This window comes from Streptomyces sp. NPDC048521, assembly GCF_043199855.1.
Taxonomy (GTDB): domain Bacteria; phylum Actinomycetota; class Actinomycetes; order Streptomycetales; family Streptomycetaceae; genus Streptomyces.
In genome coordinates this window covers 69,120-83,219 of sequence record NZ_JBICWR010000022.1, presented here as the reverse complement: position 1 = coordinate 83,219, position 14,100 = coordinate 69,120, and the positions used below count along the sequence as shown (strand labels likewise).

The following is a 14,100-nucleotide window of genomic DNA, read 5'->3' as shown; positions in this document are numbered from 1 at the left end:
CAGTCGCACAGACAGGGAAATTTCGTGGACGGACGTTCGCTTCGTGCGGTGGGCTGGGCACGCTCACTGCCGCTCAACAGTCAGATCAAGACGGCGCGCGACTGGGCGCGGGCCCATCTGGACGAGCTGGGCTGGACCCGCTCCGCCCCCGATACGGCGGACGACGTGCTGCTGGTCGTGTCCGAACTGGTCACCAACGCACACGTCCACGCGCACAGCACCGCACAACTGGTGATGTCCTGGGACAACCAGTGCCTGCACATCGCGGTGCACGACACGTCCCCGGTGCTGCCGGAGCCCCGGCATCCCGGCGCGCTGCAGCCCGGGGGGCGCGGCATGCTCCTGATGGACGCCCTGGCGGACCGCTGGGAGGCCCGGCCCTGCCCGCACGGCAAGACCGTCATCGCCTGTTTCCGGCCGCCTGCTCGCGAGGACGGCTGACCCGGAACGCGCCCGTCACCGCGGCGAACAGCATGCCGCGGCCGGCATCGCCGAGGCGCGCGTGGCGTGCCGTGCGGCGGGGGAGCGGTGAGGGCCTGCCACCGGGCCGCACCGGTCGAAGTCGCCGCCGGTGACCGTTCTTTCGCCATCGACATGTCGACTCGCCTCTCCGGCGGTGCCCGGGCCACGCCGGCCGCTGCCCGGCGGGTGCGGATCTCCCGCCCGGTCCGGCTCGTCCGGCCGCGTGCGGCTGTGTGCCGGCGGCGCGCTTCACCCGCGGCCTGTGTTCAGCCGCCCGCCGGCGGCGCGGTGCTCTGCCGTACCACCAGATGCGTGGCCAGTTCGATGCGCAGCGCGGACTTCTTGGGATCCGGGGGCCGCAGCAGCATCCGGGCCGCCTCCTCGGCCATGCGCTGGAGCGGCTGCTGCACGGTGGTCAGCGGCGGGCTCGACCACCGGGCCGGCGGCACGTCGTCGTAGCCGACCACCGACAACTCCCCGGGCACGCTCAGGCCCAGTACCCGTGCCGCCTCCAGGACGCCGAGCGCCTGCAGGTCGCTCCCGGCGAAGATCGCCGTCGGGCGGTCCGGCCGCCGCAGCAGGTCCATGGCGTGCTCGAAGCCGCCCTGGACGTGGAAGTCGCCGAAACGCACCAGCCGCGGGTCCGGTTCGTAACCCGCCATCGCCATGGCCGAGCGGTATCCGTCCAGCCGAGCCAGCGAGCACATCAGGTCCTCCGGGCCGGTGATGATGGCGACGCGCTCGTGCCCCTGGTCGGTGAGGTGGCGTGTGGCGGCCACACCTCCGGCCCAGTTGGCCGAACCCACGGACGGGACGTCGGGGTCGGGATCGCCCGCCGGGTCCACGATGACGAACGGAATGGCCCGGGACCGCAGTTGCCTCTTCACGTCCTCCGGCACCGTGGAGAAGACCAGGAGCACGCCGAGCGGCCGACGGCGCAGGACCCCCTCGATCCACTCGGGCCCGGGAGCCTGCCGGGTCCCGCTCTCGGTGAGCGCGACGGTCGCGTTGTTCCGCTTGGCGACGTTCTCCACGCCGCGGATGAGTTCCATCGCCCAGACGCTCTCGAGTTCGTGGAAGACGATCTCGATCAGCGGGGCCGGTGGCCGTCCCGGGGCGCGCCGGCGGTAGCCGTGGACCTCCAGAAGGCGCTCGACCTTGACGCGGGTCGCCGGAGAGACATCCGAACGACCGTTGAGGACCTTCGAAACTGTCGGAAGCGAGACCCCGGCCTCTTGGGCCACGGCTGCCAAGGTGACTCTGCGACCGACCTGGGCTTCTTCACGCATAACCGCAGCATAGGCCACGAGGTCCGGTAACGGTTTGGATGCGTAGGTGCACGACCGTTGACCAATTCTTCTCCACGCTCCTACTGTCCAGCCGCAGGACTTTCGGCATAACTACCGAAACTTTCGGAAGGCGGATGATCATGCGTACACGGATGCCCCGGGTGCTCGCCTGTGGCGCGACGCTCGCGCTGGCGGCGAGTCTCGCCGCTTGCGGGAACGGAAGCGGAGGTTCCTCGAACGACGGCAAGATCCATGTGCTGGTCTACGGGGACGCCAGCAACAAGGTGGAGAAGCAGATCGTCGACACCTTCAACAAGACGTCGGACGTCAAGGCCGTCCTGGACACCATCCCCGGCGCCGATTACCAGCAGAAGCTGCAGACGATCATCAACACGCCGCAGGCGCCGGACATCTTCTTCAACTGGGGCGGCGGCAGCATCCAGCCGTTCGTCAAGGCCGGGCTGCTGATGCCGCTGGACGACTTCGTCAAGAAGGACCCGAACCTCGACGACAAGTTCCTGCCCAGCGTCTACAACAGCGCTGTCGTCGACGGCAAGCCCTACGGCATCCCGATGCGCGGCACGCAGCCGGTGCTGCTGTTCCAGAACAAGAACGTGCTCGACAAGGCGGGCGTGAAGCAACCCCAGACCTGGGACCAGTTGCTCGACGCCGTCAAGAAGCTCAAGTCCGAAGGTGTCACCCCGATCGCCCTCGGCGGCGGCGACCAGTGGCCGACGCTGATGTGGTTCGAGTACGTCTACGACCGCGTCGCCGGCCCCGAGCTGTTCGAGAAGGCCCTGAGCGGAGACAAGGACGCCTGGGCGAGCGCGGACAGCAAGAAGGCGCTCGGCATGCTCAAGGAACTGGTCGACGCCGGCGCCTTCGGCAAGAACTACGACTCGGTGAAGTACACCAACGGTGCCTCGCCCGCGCTGGTGGCCCAGGGCAAGGCCGGCTTCGAGCTGATGGGGTCCTGGTACTACGCGCAACAGCAGCAGGACGCCAAGGACTTCGCCGCCAAGGGCCTCGGTTACAGCACGTTCCCGACCGTCCCCGGCGGCAAGGGCGACCCGTCCGACGTCGTCGGCAACACCAACAACTTCTACTCGGTGCTGAAGAAGACCAAGCACCCCGAGGCCGTCGCCGAGTTCCTGAAGCTGATGTACTCCGACGAGTTCGTCAAGGCCCAGCTGGCCATCGGCAACCTGCCGACCACCACGAACACCCCGCAGTTCCTCGACACGTCGGCCAGCCCCGCCTACTCGCGCTTCCAGTACGACCTCGTCGCCAAGGCCAAGTCCTTCCAGCTGTCCTGGGACCAGGCCTACCCGCCGTCCGCCATGACGCCCATCCACCAGGCCGTCCAGCAGTTCTTCAACGGACAGCTCGACGCGGACGGCTTCATCAAGGCCATGCAGGCCCTCCCGGCCGAATGAACCGCTCATGACCACCCAGATCACGAGCGCTCCGCCCACCGCCGCGGCCCCCGGAAAGGCCCGGCGGCGGCCGGAAGGCTCCTACGCCGCCCACGGCACGCGCCCCGGCTTCCTCTGGGCGCTGCCCGCCACCCTGTTCTTCTCTCTCTTCGCCATCGCACCGCTGATCATGGTGGCGGTGCTGTCCTTCATGAGCTGGAACGGCCTCGGGTCCCCCCAGTTCGTCGGGATGGACAACTGGCAGCGCATCCTCGACGACCCCGTGATGATCAAGAGCATCTGGCTCACCCTGCTGCTCACCGCCCTGGGCGTGGCCCTCCAGACCCCGCTGAGCATCGTGCTCGGCGTCTGGGCCGCCGGACACCAGCGCAACCGCGCCGTCCTCTCGGCGATCTACTTCATCCCGCTGCTGCTGTCCTCGACCGCCGTGTCGGTGCTCTGGCGGGCGCTGCTCGACCCGAACTTCGGCATCCCCGCGCGCATGACCTGGCTGTTCGGCGACGGCAACCTCTTCGGTGAGCAGGCCTCGGCCATCGGCGTGCTGGCCTTCGTCAGCACCTGGCAGTTCACCCCGTTCCACACGCTCATCTACCAGGGCGCCGCCCGGGCGATCCCGCGGGTGCTGTACCAGGCGGCGGAGATCGACGGTGCGGGACGCTACCGCCAGTTCTTCCACATCACCCTGCCGCAGCTGCGCAACTCGGTCGTCACCTCGATGATCCTGATGATCGTCGGCGGCCTCACCACCTTCGAGACCGTGCTCATCCTCACCCAGGGCGGACCGGGCACCGACACCACGATCAGCGCCTACTACATGTACCAAAAGGCGTTCAAGGGCTTCGACTTCGGCGCCGGCTCGGCCATCGCCCTCTGCCTGGTCGTGGCGGCCACGGTCGTCTCGCTGATCGTCGTCCGCGTCTCCGGCTACGACAAGATGCGCAGCGACATGGAGGGGGTGTCATGAGGAACCGCCCCAACTACCTGGCCGGAGCGGGTTCGATCGTCTGGCTCGTCCTGGTGGGTCTGCCGCTGTACGTGATGCTCGCCGCGACCCTGCGCTCACGGCAGGACTACGCGAAGAAGGGCCCGCTGTCCTTCCCCGGCGACTTCACCCTCGACAACTACACCGGGGCGTTCGACTCGGGCTTCGGGCAGTACTTCCTCAACACCATCGTCGTCACCGTCTGCGTCGTCGGCGTGGTGCTGCTGCTCGTACCGCCGCTGGCCTACGCGATCGTGCGCAGCCGCAGCCGCGTCACCTCGCAGATCTTCCGGTTGTTCCTGCTGGGCCTCGCCATCCCCGCCCAGGCCGTCATCGTCCCGATGTTCTACCTGATCAGCGAGGCGGGCCTGTACGACAACCTCCTCGGGATCATCCTGCCCACCGCCGCGTTCTGCCTGCCGATGTCGGCGCTCATCCTCAGCGGGGCCATGCGCGACATCTCCCCGGAGCTGTTCGAGGCGATGACGATGGACGGCGCGAGCCCGAGACGGATGTTCTTCCAGCTCGTCGTCCCGCTCTCCCGCGGCGGACTGTCCACGATCGTGGTGTTCTCCGCGCTCCAGGCCTGGAACGGCTTCCTGTTCCCGCTCGTCCTGACCCAGTCCGACTCCACCAAGGTGATCACCTTGGGCCTGTACAACTTCCAGACCGAGCACGGCATCGACATCCCCGGCCTGCTGGGCGCGGTGACGCTGTCCATGGTGCCCGTTCTGCTCGTCTACCTGTTCGCCCGCCGGGCCCTCGTCCAGGGCCTGATGGGCATGGGAGGAAAGTGACCGCCAACGTGGCCGTAGAGACCACCCCCGAAGTCCCCCTCTGGAACGACCCGACCCAGGACATCGGCACCCGCGTGTCCGCGCTGATCGACGCGATGACCCTGGAGGAGAAGACCGCCCAGCTGTACGGCGTGTGGGTCGGCGCCTCCGCGGAGGGCGGCGAAGTCGCCCCGCACCAGCACGACATGGAGGAGGCCGTCGACCTCGACGCCCTGCTGCCGGCCGGCCTGGGACAGCTGACCCGGCCCTTCGGCACGGCGCCCGTCGACCCCGCGCTCGGCGCGCTCTCCCTGCTGCGCACCCAGACCCGGATCGCCGCGGCGAACCGCTTCGGCATCCCCGCCCTGGCGCACGAGGAGTGCCTGGCCGGGTTCGCCACCTGGGGCGCCACCGCCTACCCCGTTCCCCTGTCCTGGGGCGCCACCTTCGACCCCGGCCTGATCCGCCGGATGGCCGCCGCCATCGGCCGCGACCTGCGGTCCGTCGGCGTCCACCAGGGCCTCGCGCCCGTCCTGGACGTGGTGCGGGACGCGCGCTGGGGCCGCGTCGAGGAGACCATCGGAGAGGACCCCTACCTCGTCGGCAGCATCGGCACCGCCTATGTGCAGGGTCTGCGGTCCGCCGGTGTCGTCGCCACCCTGAAGCACTTCGCCGGTTACTCCGCCTCCCGCGCCGGCCGCAATCTCGCGCCCGTCGGCATGGGCCCGCGCGAGCGGGCGGACGTCCTCCTGCCGCCCTTCGAGATGGCCGTGCGCGAGGGCGGGGCGGACTCCGTCATGCACGCCTACACCGACACCGACGGCATGCCCTCGGCGGCCGACGAGGAGCTCCTCACCGGGCTGCTGCGCGACACCTGGGGGTTCGACGGCACGGTCGTCGCCGACTACTTCGGCATCGCCTTCCTCAAGACCCTGCACGGTGTCGCCGGCGACTGGGCGGAAGCCGCCGGAGCTGCCCTGCGCGCGGGCGTCGACGTGGAACTGCCCACCGTCAAGACGTTCGGCGCGCCCCTCGCCGAAGCCGTCGCCACGGGCCGGGTACCGGAGGCGCTCATCGACCGCGCCCTGCGCCGGGTGCTCGTCCAGAAGGCCCGGCTCGGACTGCTCGACGCGGACTGGGACCCGGTCCCGGCCGCACTCGGGGGAGCGGACCTGAACGACCCCGACGCGCTGCGCGGCACCGTCGACCTGGACACCGCCGAGAACCGGGAACTGGCCCGTACCGTCGCGGAGGAGGCCGTCGTCCTGCTGACCAACGACGGCACCCTGCCCCTGACCCGGCCGCGCCGCATCGCCCTGATCGGCCCCAACGCCACCGAAGCCACGGCCGTCCTGGGCTGCTACTCCTTCCCCCAGCACGTCGGCGTGCACCACCCGCAGACACCGCCCGGCATCGACCTGCCCACACTGGACGACGCCCTCAGGCGCGAGTTCCCCGACGCGGAGTTCACCGTCGTACGCGGCACCGGCGTCGACGACGGTGACCTCGCGGGCATCGCCGAGGCCGTCAGCGCCGCCCGCCGGGCCGACATCGTCGTCGCCGCCCTCGGCGACCGCGCGGGCCTCTTCGGCCGGGGTACCAGCGGCGAGGGCTGCGATGCCGAGTCCCTGGCCCTGCCCGGCGCCCAGCAGAACCTGCTCGACGCGCTGCTCGACACCGGCACGCCCGTGGTGACGGTCCTGCTCGCCGGCCGGCCCTATGCCCTCGGCCGCGCCACGGACGAGGCCGCCGCGATCGTGCAGTCCTTCTTCCCGGGCGTGGAGGGCACCACCGCCATCGCCGGCGTGCTGAGCGGCCGGACCAACCCCTGCGGACGGCTGCCCGTCAGCGTGCCCCGCGGTACCGGCGGGCAACCCGCCACCTATCTCGGCGCCCGGCTCGCCCAGGCAGGCGACGTGTCCAACATCGATCCGACGCCGGCCTTCGGCTTCGGGCACGGCCTGTCCTACGCGTCCTTCGACTGGAGCGACCTGACGGTCGACCGGCCGGAGGCGGACACCGGCGGCGAGTTCGCCCTCGCCTTCACGGTGCGCAACACAGGCCGGCGGCACGGCACCGAAGTCGTCCAGCTCTACCTGCACGACCCGGTCGCCTCCGTCGTTCAGCCGGTGCAGCGTCTCATCGGCTACGCCCGGGTCCCGCTCGCCCCGGGGGAGGCCCGCCGCCTGCGCGTGACCGTGCCCGCCGACCTGGCCTCCTTCACCGGCCGCGACGGGCGACGGGTGGTCGAACCGGGCGAGCTGCAGCTGCGCCTGGCGGCGTCCAGCACCGACGCCCGCCTGACGGCGACGGTCACCCTGACCGGCCCCGAACGCCCTGTGGACCACAACCGCCGGTTCCACGCGCGCTTCGAGCAGGAGACGGTGCGGCCGACGGAACCGCGGACGCGCACCGCCGCCTGACCCCCGCCGCGCCGCGGCTCCTCCCCCGTGCCGACGGGGGAACGGGCCACGGCGCGCGGTCGGCTCCGGATAGCGGCGCGGACGTCCGGCCCGGGGTGCGGGGCGCCCATGACCGGGCCGGGTCTCCCGGCGGCGGGCGCGGTCGGCCGCCCCTCCCGCGGTGACGGTCACCGGGCTGTCCGGGGCGGCGTCGGCGCCCGCGATCATGTCCCTTGACTTCGCGTGCACTTCAAGCTGAACACTCCCGTGCTGTCAGCCGTCCACGGGAGGGACCAGCATGAAGTACCGCACGATCGGCTCGGATCCGGCCACCCGCCGCGAGGTGAGTGTGCTGGCGCTCGGGGCGATGCTGTTCGGGTCGCGTACCGACGACAAGACCTCCTTCGCCGTCCTCGACCGCTATGTCGAGGCCGGCGGGAACTTCATCGACACGTCCGACAACTACGCCTTCTGGGAGGACGGGAGCCAGGGCGGCCAGAGCGAGGAGCTGCTCGGGCGGTGGCGGCGCAGCCGGGGCATCGGGGACGAGATCGTCATCGCCACCAAGCTCGGCGCCCGCCCGCTCGCCCCCGGCACCAGCTACACCGACAACCCCGAGGGCCTGTCCGCGAAGGTCGTCCGTGAGTCGGCCGAACGCAGCCGGGAACGGCTCGGCGTGGACCGCCTGGACCTGCTGTACGCGCACATCGAGGACCCCACCGTGCCGCTGCGGGAGACCGTCGAGGGGTTCGCCGCACTGGTCGCCGAGGGCACCGTCGGCCTGCTCGGCGTCAGCAACCACGCCGTGTGGCGGGTGGAGCGGGCCCGCGCCCTCGCGGCGACGGCGGGGCTGCCCGGCTACGAAGTCCTCCAGTACCAGCACAGTTACCTGCGGCCTCGTACGGACGTGCCGAGCGAGCTGTTCCCGGACGGCAGCCTCGGCGGCGCCGACGCCCAGCTCCGGGACTACCTGCGGGCGGAGCCGCAGCTGACCCTGGTCGCCTACTCACCGTTGCTGGCCGGTGCCTACACCCGAGCCGACAAGCCGCTCCCGCCCGACTACGACCACCCCGGCACCCCGGCCCGCCTCGCGGTGCTGCGCGAGGTGGCGCGGGAGACCGGGGCCACCGTCAACCAGGTCGTGCTCGCCTGGCAGTTGAGTGGAGAGCTGCCCGTCATACCGCTCGCCGGGGCCTCCTCGGTGGCCCAGCTCGAGGAGAACCTCGCCGCCGTGGACCTGGAACTCACCGAGGAGCAGCGCACCCGGCTGGACGCGGCTCACTGACCGCGCGGCTCCCGCACCACGGCGACGTCGCCCGGCGCGACCGTGACCGAGCCGGACGCCTGCTTGCCGCTGAGGAGTTCCGAGGAGCCCGGCGCCACGGGGAGTTCGGCGCCTTGCCCGGAGTGGTCGATGACGAAGAGGTAGTCCGCCTCGGTGCCGCGCCGGCGGACCACCTCCACTCCGGGCGGGGCGGTCCGCACCGGCTCCACGCCCGCCTCGCCGCGCATCCGGTCCAGCAGCGCGGTCAGCGCGGCCGGGTCGGGCAGCGTCGCCAGGTACCAGGCGGCGCCGGAGCCGTGGGCACGACGCGTCACCGCCGGGACGCCGGTCAGGGGACCGTCGGCGTACGTCGCGACCGCTTCGGCGCCCGCCAGCCGTAGCCGCTCCGACCACAGCGAGCCCGTCGCCCGGTCCGGCACCGCACCGCTCAGCGCGACCGGTTCACCGGGCAGCAGCGGGAACGGCTCGTCCGAGCGGACGCCCAGCACCTCCCGGAAGGCACCCGGGTAACCACCCAGCCGCACGTGGCAGTTCTCGTCCACCGCCCCGCTGTGGAAGCCGACCGCGAGGGTGCCGCCGCGCTCGGCGTACGCCGAGAGGTTGGCCGCGCCCGCGTCGTCCACCAGGTACAGGCTCGGGGCCAGCACCAGCCGGTACGCCGACACGTCCGCGTCCGGCGCCACGAAGTCCACGGCCACCCCGGCCCGCCACAGCGGCTCGTACCAGGCCCGGACCAGATCCAGGTAGCGCAGCTCGCCGCTCGGCTGGGAGGGCAGCTCCAGCGCCCAACGGGCGTTCCAGTCCCAGACGATCGCCACCTCGGCGGGGGACGTGCTGCCGCGCACCTCGGCCAGCGCCTTCAGGTCGGCGCCGAGACGCACCACGTCCTGCCAGATCCGGCTGTCCGTCCCGGCGTGCGGCAACATCGCCGAGTGCCACTGCTCGGCACCCGCCTTCGACTGCCGCCACTGGAAGTAGGCGATGCCGTCCGCGCCGCGCGCCACGTGCGCGAGCGCGTTGCGCCGCAGCTCGCCCGGCCGCTTCGCCCGGTTGACGGGCTGCCAGTTCACCGCGCCGGTGGAGTGCTCCATCAGCAGCCACGGGCCGCCCGCCAGCGAGCGGGTCAGGTCGCCGCTCAGCGCGATGTCGATCTGCGACTCGGGGTCGGTGGAGATCAGGTAGTGGTCGTTGGAGACGATGTCCAGCTCCGGCGCCCAGCGCCGGTAGTCGAGGGCGTCGAAGGTGGCCATCACCATGAAGTTGGTGGTGGCGGGGACCGAGGGGGCCGCCGCCCGGAGCACGTCCCGTTCCGCCGTGCACAGCGACAGCAACTCGTCGGAGCAGAAGCGGCGCCAGTCCAGCTGGTGCGTCGGGTTGGGTACGGCGCCGGTGGCGCGCGGCGGCAGGATCTCCTCCCAGTCGTAGTACCACTGGCTCCAGAACGCCGTGCCCCAGGCGCGGTTGAGGGCCGCGAGGTCGTCGCCGTAGCGGGCCCGCAGCCAGCGGCGGAACGCGGCCGCGCTGGTGTCGCAGTAGCAGGCCGCGTTGTGGCAGCCGTACTCGTTGTGCACGTGCCACATGGCCACGGCCGGGTGGTCCGCGTACCGTTCGGCGAGCGCGCCCGCGATGCGCAGGGCGGCCTGACGGTAGGCGGGGCTGGACGGGCAGAACGTCTGGCGGCTGCCGTAGGAGAGGGTACGGCCGTCCCGGTCGACCGGCAGCGCCTCCGGATGGGCCCGGAAGAACCAGGCCGGAGGCGCCGCCGTGGGCGTGGCGAGGTCGGCCGCGATGCCGTTCTCGTGCAGCAGGCCGAGGACCTTGTCCAGGCGCGAGAAGTCGTACACGCCCTCGGACGGTTCCAGCAGCGCCCAGGAGAAGATGCCGACGCTGACCAGGTTCACGCCGGCCTCGCGCATCAGGCGCATGTCCTCGGCCCACACCTCCTCGGGCCACTGCTCGGGGTTGTAGTCGCCGCCGTAGGCGAGGCCGGGGACGGACAGGGTGCGATTCACGGGGTTCTCTTTCACGTGCGCGCCGCTCAGCCCTTGTTGGACCCGAGGGTCAGGCCGCTGACGAACTGGCGCTGGAGCACGAAGTACACGATCAGGGTCGGGATCGCCGTCAGCAGGGCGCCGGCGGCGACCAGGTTGGGGTCGGTGAAGTACTGGCCGGAGAGGTTGTTCAGGGCCGAGGTGATCGGCATGTTCTCACCGGTCGAGATCAGCACCAGCGCCCAGAAGAAGTCGTTGTAGATCCAGATCGACAACAGGGTCGCGAGGGCCGCCATCGCCGGCTTGCATAGCGGCAGCGTGATCTGCCAGTACAGCCGCCACACCGAGGCGCCGTCGACCAGCGCGGCCTCGGTCAGCTCGTGCGGCAGCGAGCGCATGTAGTTGCTCAGCACGAACGCGCAGAAACCGGACTGGAACGCCACGTGGATGAGGACCAGGCCGAGCGCGGAGTCGTACAGCTTGCCGCTCATCGTGATGCCGGGCAGGTCGGTGAGCAGGTAGAGCCGGTACAGCGGGGTGATGATGACCTGCTGGGGCAGCAGGTTGCCCGCCGTGAAGACCAGCAGCAGCGCGAGGTTGAGGCGGAAGTCGAACCGGCTGACGTAGAAGGCCACGCAGGAGGACAGGAACAGCGTCAGCAGCACGGCCGGCACCGCGATGAGCAGCGTGTTGCCGAAGTAGTGCAGCATGTCCGACTGCTGGAACGCGTTCGTGAAGTTGTCCAGGCTCAGCTTGTCCGGCCAGGACACGTACCCCTTGGTGCTGGTCTCGCTGTACGGGCGCAGCGCCGAGAAGACCGCCCACAGCAGCGGGGCGAGCCAGGCCAGGGCCGTGCCGGCGAGGAAGACGTGCAGCAGGACGCGGGCCGGGCGGATCGGGGCGCGCCGCTTCAGCGGGAGAGGGGTGCCGCTCATGCGCGCCGCTCCTTCCGGAAGGTGGCGATCAGATACGGGATGATCACCGCGAGCGAGATCACCAGCAGGACGACGGCGATGGCGGAGCCGTAACCGATGCGGCTGGACTCGCCGATGATGTTGTTGGTGACCAGGATCGACAGCAACTCGGTGCCCTGGGCACCCTTGTTGAAGACGAAGACCAGGTCGAAGGCGCGCAGCGCCTCGATGATGGTGACGACCAGGACGACCGTGTTGGTCGGGCGCAGGGTGGGGAAGATGACGTTCTTGAACGTCTGCCACTCGCCCGCGCCGTCCAGTGCGGCGGCCTCCCGCAGCGACGGGTCGACGCTCTTCAGGCCGGCCAGGTACAGGATCATCATGTAGCCCGCGTGCCGCCAGGAAGCGGCGATGAGGACGGCCCACAGATTGAGGTCGGGGTCGCCGATCCAGTCGATGTAGTGGCCGGGCTTGTTCGCGCCGATGATGCTGTTGATCAGGCCCGTGTCCGGGTTGTACACCAACTGCCAGACGAAGCCGATGCAGGCCATCGAGATGACGACCGGCAGGAAGAACGCGGTCTGGTAGACCCGGCTGAACCGGATCTTCTTGTCCAGCTGCACGGCTAGGAACAGGCCGAACGGCGTCGGGACGAGGATCAGCACCACGAACCAGACGATGTTGTGCTGGACGGCAGGCCAGAACTGCGGGTTGTCGCTGAAGAGCTGCTTGAAGTTGTCCAGGCCCACCCACTTGATCGAGTCGAACCCGATGCCGTCCCAGGTGGTGAAGGCGAGGAAGATCGAGGCGATGGCGGTGACCCAGACCAGGGCCACGTGCAGGATGGTGGGCACGCCCGCCATCAGGGCGAGCGTGAACCGGTCACGGCGGGTCAGCAGGCGCCGGTGGCCCTGCGTGACCCGCTTCTGCTCAGGCACGGTGCCCGGAGGCGGCACGGCGGCCGCCTCCGGGCTCTTCGTCGTCGTATCCGTCGTCATCGGGCTGCTCACGAGGACGCGAAGATGGTCTTCTTCTGGCGCTCGATGGACGACAGCAGCCCGTCCACGCCCTTGGGGTTCTGGATGAACTTCTGCAGCGCGGGCTGCATCACCGTGGAGGTGAAGTCCGGGCGGCTGTCGCGGTCCATGAACTGGGTGAGGCTCTTGGCACCGCTGATCATCGTGTACGCCTTCTTCTGCAGCGCGGTGTACGAGGAGGTGTCGGCCTTGCTGGAGGCGGCCACCACGCTGGGGTCCGACTTCAGGTAGATCGCCTCGGCCTCGGGGGTGCCGAGGTACTCGAGCAGCTTCACCACGCCGGCGTGGTTCTTCGGGGCCTTGCTGACCATGAATCCGTCGGTGGGCGCCTCGACGGTGTCCTGGCCGTACGCGGAGTTGATCTCCGGGAAGGCGAAGAAGTCCAGGTCCTCGACATCGGCCTTGTCGGTGAACTGCTGGGCCACGAAGGAGCCCAGGAGGTACATGCCGGCCTTCTTCGCCACCAGCGTCTGCGCGGCGTCCTGCCAGGTACGGCCCATCGCGCCGTCCTGGTGGTAGGGGAGCAGCTCGCTCCAGTGGTCGAAGACGGCCTTCACCTTGGAGTCGGTCCAGGAGGCCTTGCCCGCCATCAGTTCGACATGGAAGTCGTAGCCGTTGAGACGGAAGTTGATCTGGTCGAAGGTGCCCATCGCCGGCCAGGCGTCCTTGTCGCCGAAGGCGATCGGGACCAGCCCGTCCTTCTTCATCTGCTTGCACAGGGCGACCAACTGGTCCCAGGTGGTGGGGACCTCGTAGCCGTGCTGCTGGAAGACGCTCTTGCGGTAGAAGATCGCCCAGGGGTACGTGTACAGCGGTACGAAGTAGTACTTGCCGTCCGCGCCCTTGCTCAGCTTCTTCATCGCCTCGGGGAAGTTGTCCCCGATCTTCGCCCACACGTCGTCGATCGGCGTGGCCAGCTTCTTCGACGCGAAGAACTGCATGCGGTAACCGGCGAACCAGTTGAACACGTCGTCCGGCGTGCCCTGCAGGTAGGAGTTGATCTGCTCCTGGAAGGTGTTGTGGTCCTTCGTGTTCACGTCGACCGTGATGCCCGACTGCTTCTTGAAGGCCGCGTAGATCTCGGCGAAGGCCTTCTTCGGCACCGCGTCGGAGGCGTTGGAGCCGAGGGTGACGGTCTTCGGGTCGGACGAGGAACCGCTGCCTCCGCAGGCGGACAGCAGGGGTATGCCGGCACCGGCGAGCAGGGCGGCACCGCCCGCTCCGCGCAGCAGCGAACGACGACTGGGCCCCGGGACGGACAGACCGGAGGGGGAGAGGCGCATGGCGGCTCCTGAGGAATGCAGGGTTCGGCCAAGGGGATGAGTTGATCACCGGAAGGTTCTCGAAACCGCTCAGAAACCAACTCGACCGAACATCGTGGGCGTAATAACAGCCCCATGTCCGCTCATGCGTCAATAGGTGCGGTCGCACTGGGGGGTCTCTTGCCCGAAACGTAATCGTCATCGTTACCTGCACCGTTGGTGGAAGCCGGGCGGAACGGCCCCCACGGCGCCGGCGGCCGTGGG

Annotated in this window: 11 protein-coding genes; 6 read left to right on the top strand and 5 right to left on the bottom strand. The window is 70.0% G+C overall.

Annotated features, from left to right (window positions below; genetic code table 11):
• Nucleotides 1–24: 24 nt before the first annotated feature.
• Nucleotides 25–441, top strand: coding sequence for an ATP-binding protein (locus tag ACGFRF_RS35630; protein ID WP_393747227.1), 417 nt, complete (start codon nucleotides 25–27; stop codon nucleotides 439–441).
• 287 nt (nucleotides 442–728) lie between these two features.
• Here the strand turns inward: ACGFRF_RS35630 and ACGFRF_RS35625 are convergent, their stop codons facing one another.
• Complete coding sequence (locus tag ACGFRF_RS35625) at nucleotides 729–1,751, bottom strand: LacI family DNA-binding transcriptional regulator (RefSeq protein ID WP_393747225.1); 1,023 nt, start codon at nucleotides 1,749–1,751, stop codon at nucleotides 729–731.
• Between the two features lie 134 nt (nucleotides 1,752–1,885).
• Between ACGFRF_RS35625 and ACGFRF_RS35620 the strand changes: the two genes are divergently transcribed.
• The 5 genes from ACGFRF_RS35620 (at nucleotide 1,886) to ACGFRF_RS35600 (ending at nucleotide 8,632) form a co-directional block, all read left to right on the top strand.
• Complete coding sequence (locus ACGFRF_RS35620) at nucleotides 1,886–3,187, top strand: ABC transporter substrate-binding protein (protein WP_393747223.1); 1,302 nt, start codon at nucleotides 1,886–1,888, stop codon at nucleotides 3,185–3,187.
• 7 nt (nucleotides 3,188–3,194) lie between these two features.
• Nucleotides 3,195–4,151, top strand: a complete 957-nt coding sequence (locus ACGFRF_RS35615) for a carbohydrate ABC transporter permease (protein ID WP_393747221.1) — start codon at nucleotides 3,195–3,197, stop codon at nucleotides 4,149–4,151.
• Nucleotides 4,148–4,966 (top strand): carbohydrate ABC transporter permease, encoded by an 819-nt coding sequence (locus tag ACGFRF_RS35610; RefSeq protein ID WP_393747219.1) that lies wholly within the window; start codon nucleotides 4,148–4,150, stop codon nucleotides 4,964–4,966. The genes ACGFRF_RS35615 and ACGFRF_RS35610 overlap by 4 nt, the downstream gene beginning before the upstream one ends.
• The gene (locus ACGFRF_RS35605) at nucleotides 4,963–7,368 is read left to right on the top strand and encodes a glycoside hydrolase family 3 N-terminal domain-containing protein (RefSeq protein WP_393747217.1); all 2,406 of its coding nucleotides are present in this window, start codon (nucleotides 4,963–4,965) and stop codon (nucleotides 7,366–7,368) included. The genes ACGFRF_RS35610 and ACGFRF_RS35605 overlap by 4 nt, the downstream gene beginning before the upstream one ends.
• Before the next feature lie 277 nt (nucleotides 7,369–7,645).
• The gene (locus ACGFRF_RS35600) at nucleotides 7,646–8,632 is read left to right on the top strand and encodes an aldo/keto reductase (protein WP_393747215.1); all 987 of its coding nucleotides are present in this window, start codon (nucleotides 7,646–7,648) and stop codon (nucleotides 8,630–8,632) included.
• Here the strand turns inward: ACGFRF_RS35600 and ACGFRF_RS35595 are convergent.
• Genes ACGFRF_RS35595 through ACGFRF_RS35580 form a run of 4 tightly spaced genes read right to left on the bottom strand, consistent with a single transcriptional unit; the run spans nucleotide 8,626 to nucleotide 13,857 of the window.
• Nucleotides 8,626–10,644 carry a beta-galactosidase gene (locus ACGFRF_RS35595; RefSeq protein WP_393747213.1) on the bottom strand — a complete coding sequence of 673 codons (2,019 nt, stop codon included), beginning with the start codon at nucleotides 10,642–10,644 and terminating at the stop codon, nucleotides 8,626–8,628. The genes ACGFRF_RS35600 and ACGFRF_RS35595 overlap by 7 nt on opposite strands.
• A 26-nt stretch (nucleotides 10,645–10,670) precedes the next feature.
• The gene (locus ACGFRF_RS35590) at nucleotides 10,671–11,558 is read right to left on the bottom strand and encodes a carbohydrate ABC transporter permease (RefSeq protein WP_393747211.1); all 888 of its coding nucleotides are present in this window, start codon (nucleotides 11,556–11,558) and stop codon (nucleotides 10,671–10,673) included.
• Nucleotides 11,555–12,535 carry a carbohydrate ABC transporter permease gene (locus tag ACGFRF_RS35585; RefSeq protein ID WP_393747209.1) on the bottom strand — a complete coding sequence of 327 codons (981 nt, stop codon included), beginning with the start codon at nucleotides 12,533–12,535 and terminating at the stop codon, nucleotides 11,555–11,557. The genes ACGFRF_RS35590 and ACGFRF_RS35585 overlap by 4 nt, the downstream gene beginning before the upstream one ends.
• Nucleotides 12,536–12,543: 8 nt before the next feature.
• Nucleotides 12,544–13,857, bottom strand: a complete 1,314-nt coding sequence (locus ACGFRF_RS35580) for an ABC transporter substrate-binding protein (protein ID WP_393747207.1) — start codon at nucleotides 13,855–13,857, stop codon at nucleotides 12,544–12,546.
• Nucleotides 13,858–14,100: the final 243 nt, after the last annotated feature.

Bases quoted from the DNA above. Each gene is read 5' to 3' on its own strand.
- ACGFRF_RS35610 (WP_393747219.1), top strand. From the start codon at position 4,148: ATGAGGAACCGCCCCAACTACCTGGCCGGAGCGGGTTCGATCGTCTGG.
- ACGFRF_RS35580 (WP_393747207.1), bottom strand. From the start codon at position 13,857: ATGCGCCTCTCCCCCTCCGGTCTGTCCGTCCCGGGGCCCAGTCGTCGT.
- ACGFRF_RS35585 (WP_393747209.1), bottom strand. From the start codon at position 12,535: ATGACGACGGATACGACGACGAAGAGCCCGGAGGCGGCCGCCGTGCCG.
- ACGFRF_RS35615 (WP_393747221.1), top strand. From the start codon at position 3,195: ATGACCACCCAGATCACGAGCGCTCCGCCCACCGCCGCGGCCCCCGGA.
- ACGFRF_RS35600 (WP_393747215.1), top strand. From the start codon at position 7,646: ATGAAGTACCGCACGATCGGCTCGGATCCGGCCACCCGCCGCGAGGTG.
- ACGFRF_RS35625 (WP_393747225.1), bottom strand. From the start codon at position 1,751: ATGCGTGAAGAAGCCCAGGTCGGTCGCAGAGTCACCTTGGCAGCCGTG.
- ACGFRF_RS35590 (WP_393747211.1), bottom strand. From the start codon at position 11,558: ATGAGCGGCACCCCTCTCCCGCTGAAGCGGCGCGCCCCGATCCGCCCG.
- ACGFRF_RS35620 (WP_393747223.1), top strand. From the start codon at position 1,886: ATGATCATGCGTACACGGATGCCCCGGGTGCTCGCCTGTGGCGCGACG.